Annotated in this window: 15 protein-coding genes, 1 pseudogene and 1 riboswitch; of the genes and pseudogenes, 13 read left to right on the forward strand and 3 right to left on the reverse strand. The window is 64.5% G+C overall.

Going from position 1 to position 15,855, the window contains the following annotated elements; genetic code table 11:
* Positions 1 to 17: 17 nt before the first annotated feature.
* From M5D76_RS05070 to M5D76_RS05080, 3 genes are read left to right on the forward strand one after another with little or no spacing between them, the layout of a single operon-like run.
* A complete protein-coding gene (locus M5D76_RS05070; protein WP_248922292.1) occupies positions 18 to 782 on the forward strand; it encodes a methionine ABC transporter ATP-binding protein in 765 nt (254 codons plus the stop codon).
* Positions 782 to 1,459 (forward strand): methionine ABC transporter permease, encoded by a 678-nt coding sequence (locus M5D76_RS05075; RefSeq protein WP_248922293.1) that lies wholly within the window; start codon positions 782 to 784, stop codon positions 1,457 to 1,459. The genes M5D76_RS05070 and M5D76_RS05075 overlap by 1 nt, the downstream gene beginning before the upstream one ends.
* Positions 1,460 to 1,508: 49 nt before the next feature.
* A complete protein-coding gene (locus tag M5D76_RS05080; protein ID WP_248922294.1) occupies positions 1,509 to 2,414 on the forward strand; it encodes a LysR family transcriptional regulator in 906 nt (301 codons plus the stop codon).
* 70 nt (positions 2,415 to 2,484) lie between these two features.
* Here M5D76_RS05080 and M5D76_RS05085 read toward each other — a convergent pair whose 3' ends face one another.
* Together M5D76_RS05085 and M5D76_RS05090 are read right to left on the reverse strand one after the other, a co-directional pair.
* Positions 2,485 to 3,381: a cysteine ABC transporter substrate-binding protein gene (locus M5D76_RS05085; protein WP_248922295.1), complete on the reverse strand. Its 897-nt coding sequence runs from the start codon at positions 3,379 to 3,381 to the stop codon at positions 2,485 to 2,487.
* Positions 3,382 to 3,654: 273 nt separating this feature from the next.
* On the reverse strand, positions 3,655 to 4,818 hold the full coding sequence (locus M5D76_RS05090) for an FprA family A-type flavoprotein (protein ID WP_248922296.1): 1,164 nt from the start codon (positions 4,816 to 4,818) through the stop codon (positions 3,655 to 3,657).
* Between the two features lie 773 nt (positions 4,819 to 5,591).
* On the opposite strand from M5D76_RS05090, the gene M5D76_RS05095 reads away from it, so the two are divergent.
* From M5D76_RS05095 to M5D76_RS05115, 5 genes and pseudogenes are all read left to right on the forward strand, one after another.
* On the forward strand, positions 5,592 to 5,912 hold the full coding sequence (locus M5D76_RS05095) for a helix-turn-helix domain-containing protein (RefSeq protein ID WP_248922297.1): 321 nt from the start codon (positions 5,592 to 5,594) through the stop codon (positions 5,910 to 5,912).
* A gap of 8 nt (positions 5,913 to 5,920) precedes the next feature.
* Positions 5,921 to 6,700, forward strand: a complete 780-nt coding sequence (locus M5D76_RS05100) for a Fic family protein (protein WP_248922298.1) — start codon at positions 5,921 to 5,923, stop codon at positions 6,698 to 6,700.
* Between the two features lie 524 nt (positions 6,701 to 7,224).
* Positions 7,225 to 7,650 (forward strand): annotated as a pseudogene (locus M5D76_RS05105) (family 1 glycosylhydrolase); the annotation flags it as partial.
* Between the two features lie 262 nt (positions 7,651 to 7,912).
* Positions 7,913 to 9,283 (forward strand): PTS transporter subunit EIIC, encoded by a 1,371-nt coding sequence (locus M5D76_RS05110; protein WP_248922299.1) that lies wholly within the window; start codon positions 7,913 to 7,915, stop codon positions 9,281 to 9,283.
* A 107-nt stretch (positions 9,284 to 9,390) separates the two neighbouring features.
* Complete coding sequence (locus M5D76_RS05115) at positions 9,391 to 10,875, forward strand: glycoside hydrolase family 1 protein (RefSeq protein ID WP_248922300.1); 1,485 nt, start codon at positions 9,391 to 9,393, stop codon at positions 10,873 to 10,875.
* A gap of 62 nt (positions 10,876 to 10,937) precedes the next feature.
* Here M5D76_RS05115 and M5D76_RS05120 read toward each other — a convergent pair whose 3' ends face one another.
* Entirely contained in the window at positions 10,938 to 11,495 is a 558-nt protein-coding gene (locus M5D76_RS05120) for a TetR/AcrR family transcriptional regulator (protein ID WP_248922301.1), read from the reverse strand.
* 296 nt (positions 11,496 to 11,791) lie between these two features.
* Here M5D76_RS05120 and M5D76_RS05125 point away from each other — a divergent pair, with 296 nt between their 5' ends.
* The 5 genes from M5D76_RS05125 (at position 11,792) to M5D76_RS05145 (ending at position 15,766) form a co-directional block, all read left to right on the forward strand.
* The gene (locus M5D76_RS05125) at positions 11,792 to 12,196 is read left to right on the forward strand and encodes a YybH family protein (protein ID WP_248922302.1); all 405 of its coding nucleotides are present in this window, start codon (positions 11,792 to 11,794) and stop codon (positions 12,194 to 12,196) included.
* Between the two features lie 357 nt (positions 12,197 to 12,553).
* A riboswitch (TPP riboswitch) is annotated at positions 12,554 to 12,665 on the forward strand.
* Positions 12,666 to 12,724: 59 nt separating this feature from the next.
* The gene (locus M5D76_RS05130; RefSeq protein WP_248922303.1) at positions 12,725 to 13,078 is read left to right on the forward strand and encodes a thiamine-binding protein; all 354 of its coding nucleotides are present in this window, start codon (positions 12,725 to 12,727) and stop codon (positions 13,076 to 13,078) included.
* 1 nt (position 13,079) lies between these two features.
* Positions 13,080 to 13,883, forward strand: a complete 804-nt coding sequence (locus M5D76_RS05135; RefSeq protein ID WP_428847220.1) for an ABC transporter permease — start codon at positions 13,080 to 13,082, stop codon at positions 13,881 to 13,883.
* Positions 13,876 to 14,934, forward strand: a complete 1,059-nt coding sequence (locus M5D76_RS05140) for an ABC transporter substrate-binding protein (RefSeq protein WP_248922304.1) — start codon at positions 13,876 to 13,878, stop codon at positions 14,932 to 14,934. Before M5D76_RS05135 ends, M5D76_RS05140 begins: the two co-directional genes overlap by 8 nt.
* Position 14,935: 1 nt before the next feature.
* Positions 14,936 to 15,766: an ABC transporter ATP-binding protein gene (locus M5D76_RS05145; RefSeq protein WP_346348397.1), complete on the forward strand. Its 831-nt coding sequence runs from the start codon at positions 14,936 to 14,938 to the stop codon at positions 15,764 to 15,766.
* Positions 15,767 to 15,855 lie beyond the last annotated feature (89 nt).

A 15,855-nucleotide genomic window follows, 5' to 3' on the forward strand; every position in this document is an offset into this window, starting at 1 on the left:
GGAGAATCGGGAGAGACATGATCGAGCTACGACACGTAAGCAAGCAGTACCGGACGCGCAAGGGCGCGTTCGACGCTCTTATCGACATCAACCTGCGCATCGACGACGGGGACATGTTCGGCATCATCGGCGAGTCCGGTGCCGGCAAGTCCACGCTCGTGCGCTGCATCAACCTGCTTGACCGGCCCACGTCGGGCTCGATCGTGATCGACGGGCGCGACGTCACGGGCTACCAGGGCAGGGAGCTGCGCGCGTTTCGCAACAGCGTGGGGATGATCTTCCAGGACTTCAGCCTGTTCCAGCAGCGGACCGTGCTCGACAACGTCACCTTCCCCCTCGAGGTCATGCACGTCGACAGGGGAGAGGCGCGCAGGCGCGCGACGGCACTGCTCGAGCGCGTGGGCATCGCCGACAAGGCGCAGAGCTACCCGAGCGAGCTCTCGGGCGGCCAGCAGCAGCGTGTCTCCATCGCGCGTGCGCTCATCAACGAGCCCAAGATCATGCTGTGCGACGAGGCGACGAGCGCCCTCGACAGCCGCACGACCATCCAGATCCTCGACCTCCTGCGCGACCTCAACCGGGAGATGGGGGTCACGATGGTGCACATCACCCACTCGCTTGACGTCGCGATGCGCGTCACGAACAGGATCGCGGTGATCGACCGCGGCCGCATCGCCGAGGAGGGCCCGACCGACGAGGTCCTCACCAGCCCGCAGAGCGAGACGACGCGCCTGCTCATTGCGCACAGCAAGGGCACGGTGTCTGACGAGGAGGTGCTGTAATGCAGCCGATGGGTGAGTTCTTCGCAGAGTATGGGGCTCTTCTCGCCGAGGGTGTCTGGGCGTCGCTGGTGATGACCGTGGCCTCGACGTTCTTCGCGTACGTGATCGGCCTGCTGCTGGGCATCTGGTTCCACCTCACCAAGGAGGACGGGCTGCGCCCCAACAGGGTCGTGAACGTCGTGCTGGGGTGGGTCATCAACATCGGTCGCTCCGTCCCGTTCATCATCCTGCTCGTCGCGCTCATCCCCTTCACGCGGCTTGTCGTGGGGACGTCGATCGGCATCGTCGGCGCGATCGTGCCTCTGACCGTGTGCGCGGCGCCCTTCGTCGCACGCATCGTGGAGCAGTCGCTCGCCGAGGTCGACGGCGGGCTCATCGAGGCCGCGTACAGCTTCGGCGCGAGCGACCTGCAGATCGTGGCGAAGGTCATGATCAGGGAGAGCCTTCCGTCGATCGTGCGCGGCGTGGCGATCTCGTTCGTCACGCTCTTCGGGTACGTCGCCATGGCCGGCACCGTGGGCGCCGGCGGCCTCGGCTCGATCGCCATTCGCTACGGCTACCAGCGCTGGAACACGACCATGATGGTAGTGGCGGTGCTTTTGTGCGTGATCTTCGTCGTGGCGTTCCAGACCATGGGCGACCACCTGGCCCGCAGGATCGACCACCGCAGCAGGTAGCGGGAAGCGGCGTGCGGCCGCCTTGCCCCTTTGGACTCGACGTTGGGAGATGCCAGTGACGCTCCAGCAGCTTAGATACTTCGTCGCCGTGGCAGAGCACGGCTCGTTCACGGCGACGGCCCACGACCTGTACACGACGCAGTCGAACCTCTCGGCGTCCGTCTCCGACCTGGAGCGGGAGCTGGGGATCGAGGCGTTCAACCGCTCGAGTCGCGGCGTGACGCTCACCTCTGCGGGCGTCGAGCTCCTGAGCTACGCGCGCCAGGTGCTCGAGCAGGTGGGCATGCTCGAGGACCGCTACGCGCAGGGCGCGGCCACGAGGTCGCGCCTCGCCATCTCCACGCAGCACTACGCCTTCGCGGTGCAGGCGTTTCTCGACATCGTCGACGAGTGCGCTGGGAAGGACTTTGAGCTCACGCTGCGCGAGACGACCACCCGCCAGGTCATCGACGACGTGGCGAGCTTCAGGAGCGACGTGGGCATCCTCTATCTGAGCGACTACAACGAGCGGATCATCTCGAAGGCCCTGGCGGATGCCAACCTCACGTTCACCCAGCTCTTCTCGGCGTCCGTCCACGCGTTCATGTCGAAGCGCCACCCGCTTGCGACGCGCGAGAGGGTCACCCTCGACGAGCTCGAGCCCTACCCCTGCTACTCGTTCGACCAGGGGACGTCCAACTCGTTCTACTACTCCGAGGAGCCCCTCAGCCACCTGCCCCACCGCCAGCGCGTGGCCATCTCGGACCGCGCGACGCTCACGACGCTGCTGGTGAGCACCTTGGGCTACACGCTGTCGTCGGGCATGCTCGTGCCCGAGATGCAGCCCGGCGTGGCGTCCATCCCCGTGGAGACGAGCGAGAGCATGCGCGTCGGCGTCGTCACGCACAACGGTCGCGTGCTGGACGGGCTGCCCGAGGCCTACCTCGAGCGCCTGCACGCGATCGTCGGCGCATAGAGAGGCGCCCTCCACATGGGAGGGCGCCAAGCAAGGCCATGCTCTTCTCGTCCGCCTGCGTGCGGTCCCGCTAGATCTTTCCGCCCTCGACGACCAGCGTGTCGGGGTTGACGGAGGTGCCGTAGACCGGGGCGAGGGTCTTGTCGTAGTCGTTGTGGAAGAAGCGCTCGCCCGCCAGCGCCTCGATCTCGTCGTCGATGAACTTCAGCAGGCTGCTGTTGCCCTTGGAGACGGCGGCCGCGATCGTGTCCTGGTTGCCCAGGGCGTCGATGCCGACCGTGAAGCCGGGGTTCTGCTTGGCCCAGGCCAGGACCTCGGTGTTGTCGGTCGAGAAGGCGTCGCCGCGGCCGTCGAGCAGCGCGTTGTAGGCGTCGGCGTACTGGTCGTACTTCTGGAGCTTGACGTTGGGGTGCTCCTTCTCGAAGTAGGTCTCGGCGGTGGTGCCCTTGGCGACGATTAGTGTCTTGCCGGCGAGCTCGTCGACGCTCTTGACGGGTGCCTTCTCGGGGGAGACGACGCCGAGCTGGACCTTCATGTAGGGCAGCGAGAAGTCGACCTTCTGCGCGCGCTCCTCGGTGACGGTGAAGTTCGCCAGGATGATGTCGACCTTGTTCGACTCGAGGAAGGGGACGCGGTTGGCGGGGTCGGTGGCGACCCACTTCACGTTGACGCCCAGGTCCTTTGCGAGGCGGTTGGCGAACTCGACGTCGTAGCCCTGGTAGGCGCCGGAGTTGTCCACGTAGCCGAAGGGCGCCTTGTCGGAGAAGACGCCGATGGTGATCGAGCCGGACTCCTTGATCTGGTCGAGCGTCCTGAAGCTGTCGGTGGCCTTCGCGCCCGCGGCGTCGCCCGCCGCGCCGGCAGACCCACCCGCGGCGCCACAGCCCGCAAGCGCCATGGTTGCCACGCAAGCGAATGACGAGCCAAGCAGCTTGCTGAACTGACGTCGTGAGATGGTTGTCTGCATGAGATGCTCCAATCGGTTCGTGCGGGGACCCGTTCCCCGCGGCGTGTTTTATATCCTAGTAATTTGGTAGGTAATTGAGCGCCGGTTTTTGGAGCCGAAACAGAGGCAGAACCGATGGGGCTCCATCGCTCGCAGCGATGGTCGCGCGTCGTTGGGCTTTGCGCCTGTGAGCAGGAGAAAGGCCGGACCCCGCATCCAGACGGAATCCGGCCTTGCCGTTTGATGCATGTCTGGTGCCGCGCCGCCGAGACGTCGCGGGCGGGGGAGAGGAGCCTAGAACTGCGCGGCAAGCTCCTCGGCAAGCGCGTCGATCTGGGCGCGCGACTCGTCCGAGAGGGCACCCTTCACGGTGACGCTCTTCTCGGCGAACGTGATGTCGGGGCACTCCTCCATGAGCGCGCGCATCTTCTTGGTTGCGGCCGGCATCCAGGTGCCGTTCTCGACGAAGGCCACCGTGCGCTTCTGGAACGCGTGGTCGATCAGGTGGTGGATGAACTGGTCCATCGCCGGGAAGATCCCGCCGCAGTAGGTGGTCGTCGCGAGCACGAGGTGCCCGTGGCGGAACGCGTCCTCAACGGCCTCGGCCTGGTCGTCACGGGCGAGGTCGGTCACGACCACGCGCGGGCAGCCCTTCTCCTTGAGCTTGGCCTCGAGCAGCTCGACGGCCTCCTTGGTGTGGCCGTACACGCTGCTGTAGGCGATCACGACGCCCGGCGTCTCGACGCCGTAGCTCGACCAGGTCTGGTACTGCTGCAGGTAGTGGCCCAGGTTCTCGCTGAGCACGGGTCCGTGCAGCGGGCAGATCACCTCGATGTCGAGGCCGGCGGCCTTGGCGAGCACCTTCTGGACCGCGGGGCCGAACTTGCCCACGATGCCGAAGTAGTAGCGCCTGGCCTCGCAGTCCCAGTCCTCCTCGACGTCGAGGGCACCGAACTTGCCGAACGCGTCGGCCGAGAAGAGCACCTTGTCCCTCGCGTCATAGGTGAAGATGACCTCGGGCCAGTGTACGTTGGGGGCCGCCACGAAGGTGAGCTCGCGCCCGCCGAGCTCGAGGGTGCTGCCCTCCTTCACGACGACGGAGCGCCCCTCGAACTTGGTGCCGAAGTAGTTCTGCATCATGTTGAACGCGCCCATGCTGGCCACGACCTGCGCGCTCGGGTAGCGCTCCATGAACGCGGCCACGTTGGCGCCGTGGTCGGGCTCCATGTGCTGGACAATCAGGTAGTCGGGCGCACGGCCCTCGAGCGCCGCGTCGATGTTGGCGAACCACTCGTCGCCATAGCCCGCGTCCACGCTGTCCATGATCGCGACCTTCTCGTCCACGATCGCATACGAGTTGTAGGCCATGCCGTTGGGCACGATGTACTGGCCCTCGAACAGGTCGATGTTGTGGTCGTTCACGCCGATGTAGATGATGCCGTCTGCTATCTGCTCCATGCCGTGCCCTTTCCGGATGACTTTCACGGGCGCCGACGCCCGACCGCAGCGATTGGCGGCCGCGATGCGACGCCCTCGAAACCTGTGCTCTAGATAACATAGCCCAACGTGCACGCCCGTGGCGGTGTCCGCGGGGCGTGCGGCCCGCGCCGGCCCGCTGCCGTCGCTCGCCTGGCGCTTCCTCTAAAATACATAGAGAAGATTCTCTACTTTGTTGATCACGCGCGTGGCCGTCGAGCGTGACGCCACGCGCAACGTGCGCATGCTCAACCTGGTGGACGGCACCTCCGTCGTCGTCGAGAGCCCCACCGGCTCCTCCGCGCCCCTCGAGGTGCATTACGCTGAGACCTTCATCTGTGCCCGCGGCTGCCGGCCGCTACGTCTTGCGTCCCACATGCGAGGGCGAGGAGGTCGCCCTCATCGAGGCGCGCGTTGTGGTGACGAGTCGCGCCGCAAGGGGGGTGTTCGCCATAGTTTTGTCAAGCGGAACGCCCTTGTTTACAACACGTCACTTCGCATGACGACCCAGGCCCTGCCGAGCCTTCCTTTTGTGTAGAGCCTGTTGGCGAGCAGCTTGGAGCAGCTTAGCGCAAGTTGTTGGGGCGCCCACGACGTCGTGTGTACGCCCTTTGCGAAACTCTACGAAACTCAGTGGCGGACGAGGTCGGACGAGGTCGCGTTCTTGGAGCCAAGGGATCTGACGGGGTATGAGTGCCGTACGTGGTATAGAATGCATATGTGAGTAACGAACGGTATTCAGTTGGGGGCTGCTTGTGATTTGCGAGACCATCAAGGATGCGGCGGACCTTGGACGTGCGGTTCGTCTGGCCCGCCGGGCCAGCGGCCTGTCCCAGCGCGCCCTCGCAAAACAATGCGGGTGTTCCCAGCGCTTTATTTCAGAGCTCGAGCGCGGTAAGCAGACGGCGGAGGTGGGGAAGGCCATCCATGTGCTTACCCATTTGGACGTTGCCCTTCGCGCGGAGACCTCAGGCGCGCGGGGTGGCGCGGGCGAGGCGGTGGGCGCGGTGACGAGGCGCGTTGCACGGGGGCTCGCTAAAGACGGCCCTCGGGTCGCCCTGTCGGACTACTTGTGAGGTGTCGCATGGTTGATGACGCTCGCATTGTCGAGGCGGCCTATCAAGACGTCGTCGCCGAATGGGCCGATCGGGACATCGTCGATCGAGACCGACTTGCCGTCGCGCTTGCTGACTATCGGGTGCGTTTTGCCTACCATTCGGGAACCATCGAGAATCCCTCGATTACTTATCGCGACACCAGGGACGTCTTTGAGGACGGGCGCGTGGCAGGCTTTTCGGGCGACCCCCGCACGCTCTTCGAGATACAAAACCTCAAGGAATGCCACGAGGTCATCCTGGATGCCTTCGCAAACAGGCGGCCGATTGACGAGCAGTTCGTGTTGGACGTGCATCGCACCCTGACCCAAGGCACCTATGACAACAGGAGATGGGCTGCGGGCGAGCGTCCCGGAACGTATAAGCTGGGGGACTACATAGTCGGCGTGGGAGACGTGGGCGCGACTCCAGCCGAGGTTCGCGGGGAAATGGCATCCCTGGTATCGGAGGTCACTCGAGCCCCCCAGGGCAAGGCGCTCACCGTCGCGGCGTACTTTCATGCGGTCTTTGAGAACATCCACCCCTTTTCCGACGGGAACGGTCGTTGTGGCAGGGAGCTCATGAACTACCTGCTGCTCATGCACAACCACCCTCCCGTTGTGGTGTTCGAGGACGACAGGGCCGCCTACTTTGGTGCCCTGGAGGCATGGGATGCCGAGCGCGACCTCGAGCCCCTGAAGGCCTTTCTCAAGGCGGAGGTCGTGCGGACATGGAGGCGCGTGGCCGGGGTGGGGACGGCATCTGGTTGAGGGTAAGGCGGCGGTCCGCGGCTGGGGCATCGTGTCGAACGTTTTGGTCTCAGGGTCGCTTTCGTTCTCTAGATTTGCGCTACAATTGCGTCCGAAACGGGGAGCTGGCGCACGCTGGCTGAGACTGGGCCCACCGCGGCCCTGACCCGAGAACCTGATCTGGGTAACGAGCGTTACCCATAGATGTAAACGAGCCGCAGGTAGAGCGGCGTTTTTTGTGCCCAATCCAGACGACTCCCAAATCGGGGACCAAAACGGTACTGACGGCCTTCGCCGCCCCGGCTCCCGGGGCGGCGAATCGGCGAACGGTGCATTGAGAGATGCGTTTGCGATTTGTCCAGGCGGCGGGATTCATCAGTCGCGGCAGCAGAGGGACGAGGCGCCCAGGGCCGAGGAGCCCCGGCATGCCCTATCGCAGCAGGTCGCCCTCGACCCAGCCCTCGAGGTCGTCTTCGATCTCCTTGATGACGCGCGCGGGGACGCCCGCGACCACGGTCATGGGTGGCACGTCCTTAGTCACCACCGCTCCCAACCCCTACCTGGAGACGAGCGCCTGGGGCTGGCAGATTGACCCGATGGGCCTGCGCTTCACCCTCAACGAGCTCTGGGACCGCTACGAGGTGCCGCTGTTCCCGGTGGAGAACGGGTTGGGCGCACACGACACCGTGGAGGCGGACGGCTCCATCCACGACCCGTACCGCATCGACTACCTGCACAGGCACGTGGCGGCCATGCGCGAGGCCATCCGCGACGGTGTGGACGTGATGGGCTATACCTGGTGGGGGCTGATCGACATCGTCGGCGCGGGCACCTTCCAGATGTCCAAGCGCTATGGTTTCATTTATGTGGACAAGGACGACGAGGGACACGGCACGCTGGCGCGCACGCGCAAGGACAGCTTCTACGCCTACCAGCGCATCATTGCTTCGAACGGCAAATGCTTGGACTAGTCTTTCTGACCTGTGGCAACTCTGACTCTTGGGCCGTGCCATCCAGTGGATGCACGGCCCATTTCCTATGCCACGATGGCACTGCCTCAAGCTTTCGATAAGACCGCGACACAATCAAAGAAGTGTCACGCCCCTGGTCTACGTCTTTGCGTTTTTGATACCTGCCCAGTTCAGCCGTTGCCCCATAGACTTGTAATCGTCAAGAGGGTGAGCTGGCCACCCGAGCAGTATCAGAGGGTCAAGAGCGAAGGAGACAAAGGAAATGGCAAAGGACTACTCGGAGCTTGCTGACCAGGTGGTCGAGCTCGTGGGCGGCGCAGAGAACGTCACCTACTTCACGCACTGCATCACGAGGCTGCGTTTCAACCTCAAGGACAAGAACCTTGCCGAGGTGGACGCGCTGGCAGACCTCCCGGGGACGATTGGTGCCCTTTGGTCGGGCGACCAGCTGCAGGTGATCATCGGACCGGCCGTGGGGAACGTGTACGACACCATCGTGGAGCGCTCGGGCATCGAGAGCAGGCCCGCCGTCGAGGAAGAGGAAGCCGACGCGCCAGCCGAAGACGAGAAGAAGGGCTTCAGCATCAACAACCTCTTCGCGACGCTCTCTGCCTGCATCGTGCCCATCATCCCCGCAATGTGCGGCGCCGGCATCATTAAGGGCACCCTGCTTGCCCTGTCCTCCTGCGGCGTCCTCGCCACCGACACTGGCATCTATACGGTCCTCAGCGCGATCTCCGATGCCCCGTTCTACTTCCTGCCCGTTCTCGCGGCCATCGGTGCTTCCAAGAAGTTCAACGTGGACCAGGTCCTTGGCGCTGTCATCGGCTGCCTGTTCATCCATCCCACCATCGTTGCGCTGGCTGGCACCGACATCAGCGTGCTCGGGCTTCCGATGCACATCCTCAACTACTCCTCCACCGTGTTCCCCGTCGTCATCTCGATCTGGATCATGTCCAAGGTGTACCGCTTCGTCGACAAGTTCGTGCCCGACGTGCTCAAGATCATCCTCACGCCCTCCATCACCCTGCTGGTCATGACGCTCGTCTGCCTGGGCGTGGTCGGACCCCTGGGCTACTACTTCGGCCTCGTGCTTGCCCAGGTGATCCAGACCGTGTTCGACTTCGCACCCGCGCTCGGCGGCGCTATCCTCGGCGCCATTCGCCCCTTCGTGATCTTCACCGGCATGCAGTCCGTCTTCACACCCATCATGATGAACAACCTCGCCGTGCTCGGATACGACTACCTCTCCTCGGTGCACACTGCCGCCACCATGGCTGCCGCCGGCATGTGCCTCGGCGCCTTCCTCAGGACCAAGGACCGCGACAGCAAGGAAAGCTACTTCTCCTTCTTCGTGTCTGCCTTCATCGGAATCACCGAGCCTGCGCTCTACGGTCTCGCGTTCCGCTTCCGCAAGCAGCTCATAGCCCTGTGCGCCGGCGGCGCCGCGGGTGGTGCGGTGGCCTCCGTCCTCGACGTGCGCCTCTATGCCCCGGCCATGCCGAGCTGGATCTCGTTCCCCGCGTTCGGTGACACCGGCGTTAAGATGCTGATCAGCGTGGCGGTAGCACTCGTGGTCACAGTCGCGGTCTCCTACATCCTCGGCTTCGACGACGCCGAGCAGAAGCAGTAGGCCCTTCCTTCCCTGGCGCGGGGCGAACGTGCCCCGCGCCGAACCTCGCAAGACTCAAGACTCATCAAAGCGAGACGACGCGCAGAGCGCAGATAAGGAGAACGACAATGAAGACCACGTTTCCCACTGACTTCCTCTGGGGCGGCGCAACGGCAGCGCATCAGGTAGAGGGCGGCTTCATGGAGGACGGCAAGGGCATGGACACCTCGGACTGCCGCCTCACCTCCACCAAGTATGGTCCCGAGCAAGCGAACCGCTTCATGAAGATTGAGACTCGCTCCATGTACGAGCAGGCGCTGGCCACCGAGGGCCTGGGCGACTACCCCTTCCGCTGGGGTGCTGACGAGTATCACCACTGGGAGGAGGACGTCGAGCTGTTCGCCGAGATGGGACTCAAGATCTACCGCCTGTCCTTCGCCTGGAGCCGCATCTTCCCGACCGGTGAGGAAACCGAGCCCAACCAGGCAGGTCTTGATTACTACCGCAAGGTTATCGGCGCCTGCCGCGCTCACGGCATCAAGATCTATGGCACCATGGTGCACTACTCCATGCCGGTGAACCTCGTCAACAAGTACGGCGGATGGAAAGACCGTCACGTCATCGAGCTCTTCTGTCGCTACGCGAAGGTCCTGCTCGAGGAGTTCCACGACGACGTAGAAATCTGGCTCCCCTTCAACGAGGTCAACTCCGGCGTGTTCCATCCCTATAACGGCGTCGGAATCGTGGTGGACGACGAGTGCGCCACCTGGGACGACCCCTTCCGCAACGTGAAGAGCGACATCTACACGGGCATCCACAACCAGTTCGTGGCCAACGCGCTCACGGTGAAGATGGCCCACGAGATCGATCCCTCCATCAAGGTGAGCTGCATGATCGCCCGGTTCATGCCCTATCCTGGCACCTGCCATCCCGAGAACGTCCTGCTCGCCCTGCAGGACCAGCAGCGTGATAACTTCTTCTTCACCGACGTGATGGCACGTGGCACCTACCCCGGCTACATGGACCGTTACTTCACCGAGAACGGCATCGAGGTGCGTATGGAGGACGGCGACCTCGACCTCATCGCTGCCTACCCCGTGGACGTGGTCTCGTTCAGCTACTACTTCTCGTCCATCAGCGCAACCGATGACACCTGGGAGACCACCGACGGCAACCTGACTGCCGCCAAGGCTAACCCCTATCTGGAGAAGAGCGAGTGGGGCTGGCAGAAGGACCCCATCGGGCTGCGCATCTCCCTCAACCTGCTGTGGGACCGCTACCAGAAGCCGCTCTTCATCGCCGAGAACGGCCTCGGCGCCAAGGATGTGGTCGAGGAGGACGGCTCCATCCACGACCCGTACCGCGTCGACTACCTGCGCGACCACTTCCTGGCCATGAAGGAGGCCATCAAGGACGGCGTGGACCTGCTCGGCTACACCATGTGGGGCATCATCGACGTGGTCTCCAGCGGCACTATCCAGATGTCCAAGCGCTACGGCATGATCTACGTGGACTGCGATGACGAGGGCAACGGCACCTTCGAGCGCAGGAAGAAGGACTCCTTCGAGTGGTACAAGAAGGTCATCGCAAGCAACGGCGAGAATCTCGCGTAGCTCGCGTCAGGTTCGTTTAGCTTCTACGACGGGCGACTGCGGAATTGCTTTCCGCGGCCGCCCTACATCTTGACGCGCAACGCCTCTCCGCGGCCACACGAAAGGATGAAGTCGACCAGGTCGGAGATGGAATCGTCGCAGCCATGGCCCACCCAGTCGGTCACGACCGCAATGATGCCGTCAGCGTGGTAGTGCCGCACGCGCGCCTGCAGCTTCCTCTCCCTCCGCGATGAGGGTTCGGCGTCATCTGTGGTTAGGGTGTCAAGCAGGTAGCGCTGGACCCGACTGAAGAGGTAATCGCAAGCTCCGGGATTATCCATTATGACCTTGATGGCGTCCTTGTTCTCTTCCACGTACTGAAGTACCTGATACATCAGGGCGCGCCGGTCAAGTTCGTCGCCAGCGGGAGTCGAGGCGAATCGGGGCCTTATCTGCTCGATTCCGGCAGTGACGGAATCGATGATGTCCACGAGCACGTCCTCGCGCGTCTCGTAGTGACGATAGAAGGTCGTACGGCTAATTCCGGCCTTGGCCGTAATCTCCTTGACGGTAATCCTTGCGTACGGCTCGGTCTCCAGAAGCGACAAGAACGCACTTCGAATGTTCTCCTTGCCTACCATGCGCCACCGCCTCATCCTAGGTTTGAGCTGCTGTAATGCTACCAAAACACCATAATGACTTTACGCAGAATCTGAGACGTTCTGCAACCTCATGCCCGCTAGGACGGTTGGACCTCCCATAAGTTCATCGACATCGCCATCGCTGGCACGGGCAGCTCGTCAAGCGCTTTGGTTTCATATGCGTGGACAAGGATGACGAGGGGCGCGGCCCGTTGGCGCGCACGCGCAAGGACAGCTCCTACGCCTACCGGCGCATCATTGCCACCAACGGGACTTTCGTCGAGGAGGAGTAACACATGAACGAGCGGGACAGAATTGAGGTATTGGCGCTGGTCAACGCCTATGTGGAGTCCATCCATGCGGCAGACGAGGAGCGCTTCGCGGCGCTGTGGTGCGGACGCGACGACGACACGATGATCTCCATCAACAAGGACTACCGCGGGCAGGAGGCCATCTGCAAGGACTTCTACACGAACGGCCTGCACCGCATGTACCGTTACATCGCGCTCGTTGCTGACGACGAGCCGAGCGTGCGACCGCTCGCCGACGACGTGTGCGTGGTGGTCTTCCGATATCATACCGAGTGTGTGCGCGCCGAGACCGGCGAGCCCTACGGTATCAAGGGCACCGAGACGCAGGTCATGCGGCGCACCGAACGCGGCTGGAAGCTCGCGCACGTGCACTACTCGAAGGGCGCGTAGGCTGCGCGGGACAAATAGAGTCCAACGCTGCCTATCGACGTGCTTGGCAATGCGATGATGGGCGCATGTCGGGTTTCTGCTCGCCTCTTCAGGCCATCTGTGTGCGCTTGAGATGGGCGGACCCCAGTTCGTCTCTGCTGCTTCATGAAGGATTTGTGGACGAGCGGCTTAGAGCAACTTAGCGCAAGTTGTTGGGGCGCCCACGACGTCGTGCGTACGACCTTTGCGGCAATATCGTTTCCACCATGCAAGTGAGGCCGTGGCAGAGAGGATGAGTGCTCACACGCGGAGCCGCTTTGCGGCTCTCGCGCGCGAGGTTGACGCACATGGACGTCAACGCCGCGTTGCGCTACCATTTCAAGTCGATAGGGGAGCTGGCGCACGCCGGCTGAGATTGGGCCCATCGCGGCCCTGACCCGAGAACCTGATCTGGGTAATGCCAGCGTAGGGACCATGACAAGCGCTTTTCTCGCCTGTGTAGTCCCGCCGATGGCGGGACTTTTTTTGTCCCGCGGAGAGAGAGGAAGCTTGAACTGTTCGGTTGCAATCCAGTTTTTGCCCCTGGACGCGAAGGATGACGCGGAGACCTGCGACGCGGTCGACCGCGTGATCGACTACATCGACTCGACGGGGCTCGACTACTTCGTCGGCCCCTTCGAGACCGCGATCGAGGGCGACTACGACGCCTGCATGGAGTGCCTCAAGGGCTGCCAGCTTGTGGCCGCCGAGGCCGGGTGCGCCCACATGATGACGTACGCCAAGATCGACTTCAGGCCCGGCGGCGACGTCATGTCGACCGACCACAAGATCGGCAAGTACCACCCCACGGACTCGGAGTTTTCGGACTCGGGGCTTTCCGGCCGCGCGGGCGCGGTGGCCTAGCGTGGCGCGCACGGGAAAGGCGGAGTGGGGCGTGAGGCTGCGCCGGCGGGACGTGCTTGTGCCGCTCGCCACGGCCGCGCTCGTGCTGGTGGCATGGCAGCTCGTGGTGGTGTTCGGCATCGTGCCGAACTTCCTGCTGCCGAGCCCCACGCAGGTGGTGTCCGCCATCGTGGAGGACGCCGGACTTCTCGCCCAGCACAGCGCGTCGACCGTGGTCGAGGCTCTTCTCGGCCTCGTGATCGGGGTCGTGGTGGGCTCGCTCGTGGCCGTCGCGATGGACCGCTTCGAGGGCGTCGCGCTGGCGCTGCGGCCGCTCGTGACCGTGTCGCAGACGATTCCCACGATCGCCATCGCGCCGCTTCTGGTGCTGTGGTTTGGCTACGGGCTGCTGCCGAAGGTGGTGCTCGTGATCATCTCCACGTTCTTCCCGATCACCGTGTCGCTGTATGCGGGGCTGAGCTCCGTCGATTCCGACCTGATCGACCTGATGCGCACCATGGGCGCCTCGCGCTGGCAGATCTTCTGGCAGGCGAAGATGCCGGCCGCGCTCGACCAGTTCTTCAGCGGGCTGAGGATCTCGGCGACCTACGCCATCGTGGGCGCCGTGATTGCCGAGTGGCTGGGCGGGTTTGCCGGCCTGGGCGTGTACATGACGCGCGTGCGCAAGTCCTTCTCCTACGACCGCATGTTCGCGGTCATCGTGCTCATCTCGGTGCTGTCGCTGGCGCTGATGGGCCTCGTGGACCTCATTCAACACATCGCCATGCCCTGGAAGAGGGCAGAAGGGAACTCCAACCATGACTAGCAACTCCAACGCCTTTGACGCCTCGATCTCGCGCCGTGCCTTCGTGGGCGCGGCCATGGGTGCCGCCGCGACGGCCGGCCTCGCGCTATCCGGCTGCGGCGCGTACGACGCCTCGCGCGCCGGCCAGGGCGCGGGCGGCACGGGCAAGACCAAGCTCACGTTCTGCCTGGACTACACGCCCAACACGAACCACACGGGCATCTACGTGGCACGCGACAAGGGCTACTTCGCCGAGGAGGGGCTCGAGGTCGAGATCGTGCAGCCCGCGGAGGACTCCGCCGAGGCGCTGATCGGATCGGGCCAGGCGCAGCTGGGCGTCTCGTACCAGGACTACATCGCCAACGCCCTGGCCGCCGACGCGACTATGCCGATCGCGGCGGTCGCGGCGATCATCCAGCACAACACGTCGGGCATCATGAGCCGCAAGGGCGACGGCATCACCTCGGCGAGCCACATGCAGGACCACACCTACGCCACGTGGGACATGCCCATCGAGCAGGCGACGATCAAGCGCGTGGTCGAGTCCGACGGCGGCGACTTTTCGAAGGTGAGGCTCGTGCCGTACAACGTGGACGACGAGGTGGCGGGCCTCAAGGGCAACCTCTTCGACACGGTGTGGGTCTACGAGGGATGGGCCGTGCAGAACGCCGCGGTACAGGGCTACGACGTGAACTACTTCAGCTTCATCTCGATGGATGACGTGTTCGACTACTACACGCCGGTCATCGCGGCGAACACGACCTTTGCCAAGGAGCACCCTGAGCAGGTGCGCGCGTTCCTGCGCGCGGCCAAGAGGGGGTACCAGTTCGCGATCGACGACCCGGCGGCGGCCGCGGACGTGCTCTGCTCGGCCGTGCCGGAGCTCGACCGCGCACTCGCCCTCCAGAGCCAGCAGTTCCTCGCGGGGCAGTACACGGCCGACGCGCCGAGCTGGGGCGTGATCGACGGCGCGCGCTGGAGCCGCTTCTTCCAGTGGCTGAACGACGGCGGCCTCGTGTCGTCGAAGCTCGACGTGAACGCCGGCTGGACCATGGACTACCTGGAGCGCTAGCGTGGGGGAGGATGAGGCGATGGCGGGCGTCGACGCGGCCGGCGTCGGCGCGGGCGGAGCAGGCGGCGTCGTGCTCGAGGCGCGCGGGCTCGCGCTCTCGTGGGACGAGGGTGCGAGCACGTGCGTGCGGGTGGACGCGCTCGAGGTGCGCGAGGGCGAGCTCGTGTGCCTGGTGGGGCGCTCGGGCTGCGGGAAGACGACGCTTTTGCACGCGCTGGCGGGGCTCACGCGACCGCTTTCGGGCCAGGTGCTCCTGCGCGGCCGCGACGTGACGGGGCTCGCGGGGCAGGTCAGCTACATGTTCCAGAAGGACCTGCTGCTGCCCAACAAGCGCGTCGTCGACAACGTCTGCCTGCCGCTCACGCTGGCGGGCGTTCCCAAGGCGGAGGCGCGAGAGAGGGCGCAGGCTCTTCTCGGCCGCTTTGGGCTTGCGGGCTGCGAGGGGAAGTGGCCCAGCGAGCTCTCGGGCGGCATGCGCCAGCGCGCGGCGTTCCTGCGGACGTACCTCATGGGCAACGACGTGGTGCTGCTGGACGAGCCGTTCTCGGCGCTCGACGCGCTGACGCGGGCGGACCTGCGCGACTGGTACCTGGGCGCCGCGCGCGAGCTGGGGCTGTCGACGCTCATGATCACGCACGACGTGGACGAGGCCGTGTCCATGGCGAGTCGCATCTACGTGCTGTCGGCGGGCGAGGGTCCGGGCGAGCCGGCGCGGATCTCGGACGAGGTCGAGGTCGGGCGCGCGGCGGGCGCGGACGCGGGAGACTTTGGGCTCACGCCGGAGTTTTTGACGGCGAAGCGCGAGGTGCTCTCGGCGCTGGGCGTGGGGTAGCGGGCGGCGTCGGGCGCGGAGGTCGCGGCGGACGGGCGGCGTCGGGCGCGGTCGTCGCTCCGGACGCTAGAATGGACACGGAAAACGCC

Source organism: Olsenella intestinalis, from assembly GCF_023276655.1.
Taxonomy (GTDB): domain Bacteria; phylum Actinomycetota; class Coriobacteriia; order Coriobacteriales; family Atopobiaceae; genus Olsenella_J; species Olsenella_J intestinalis.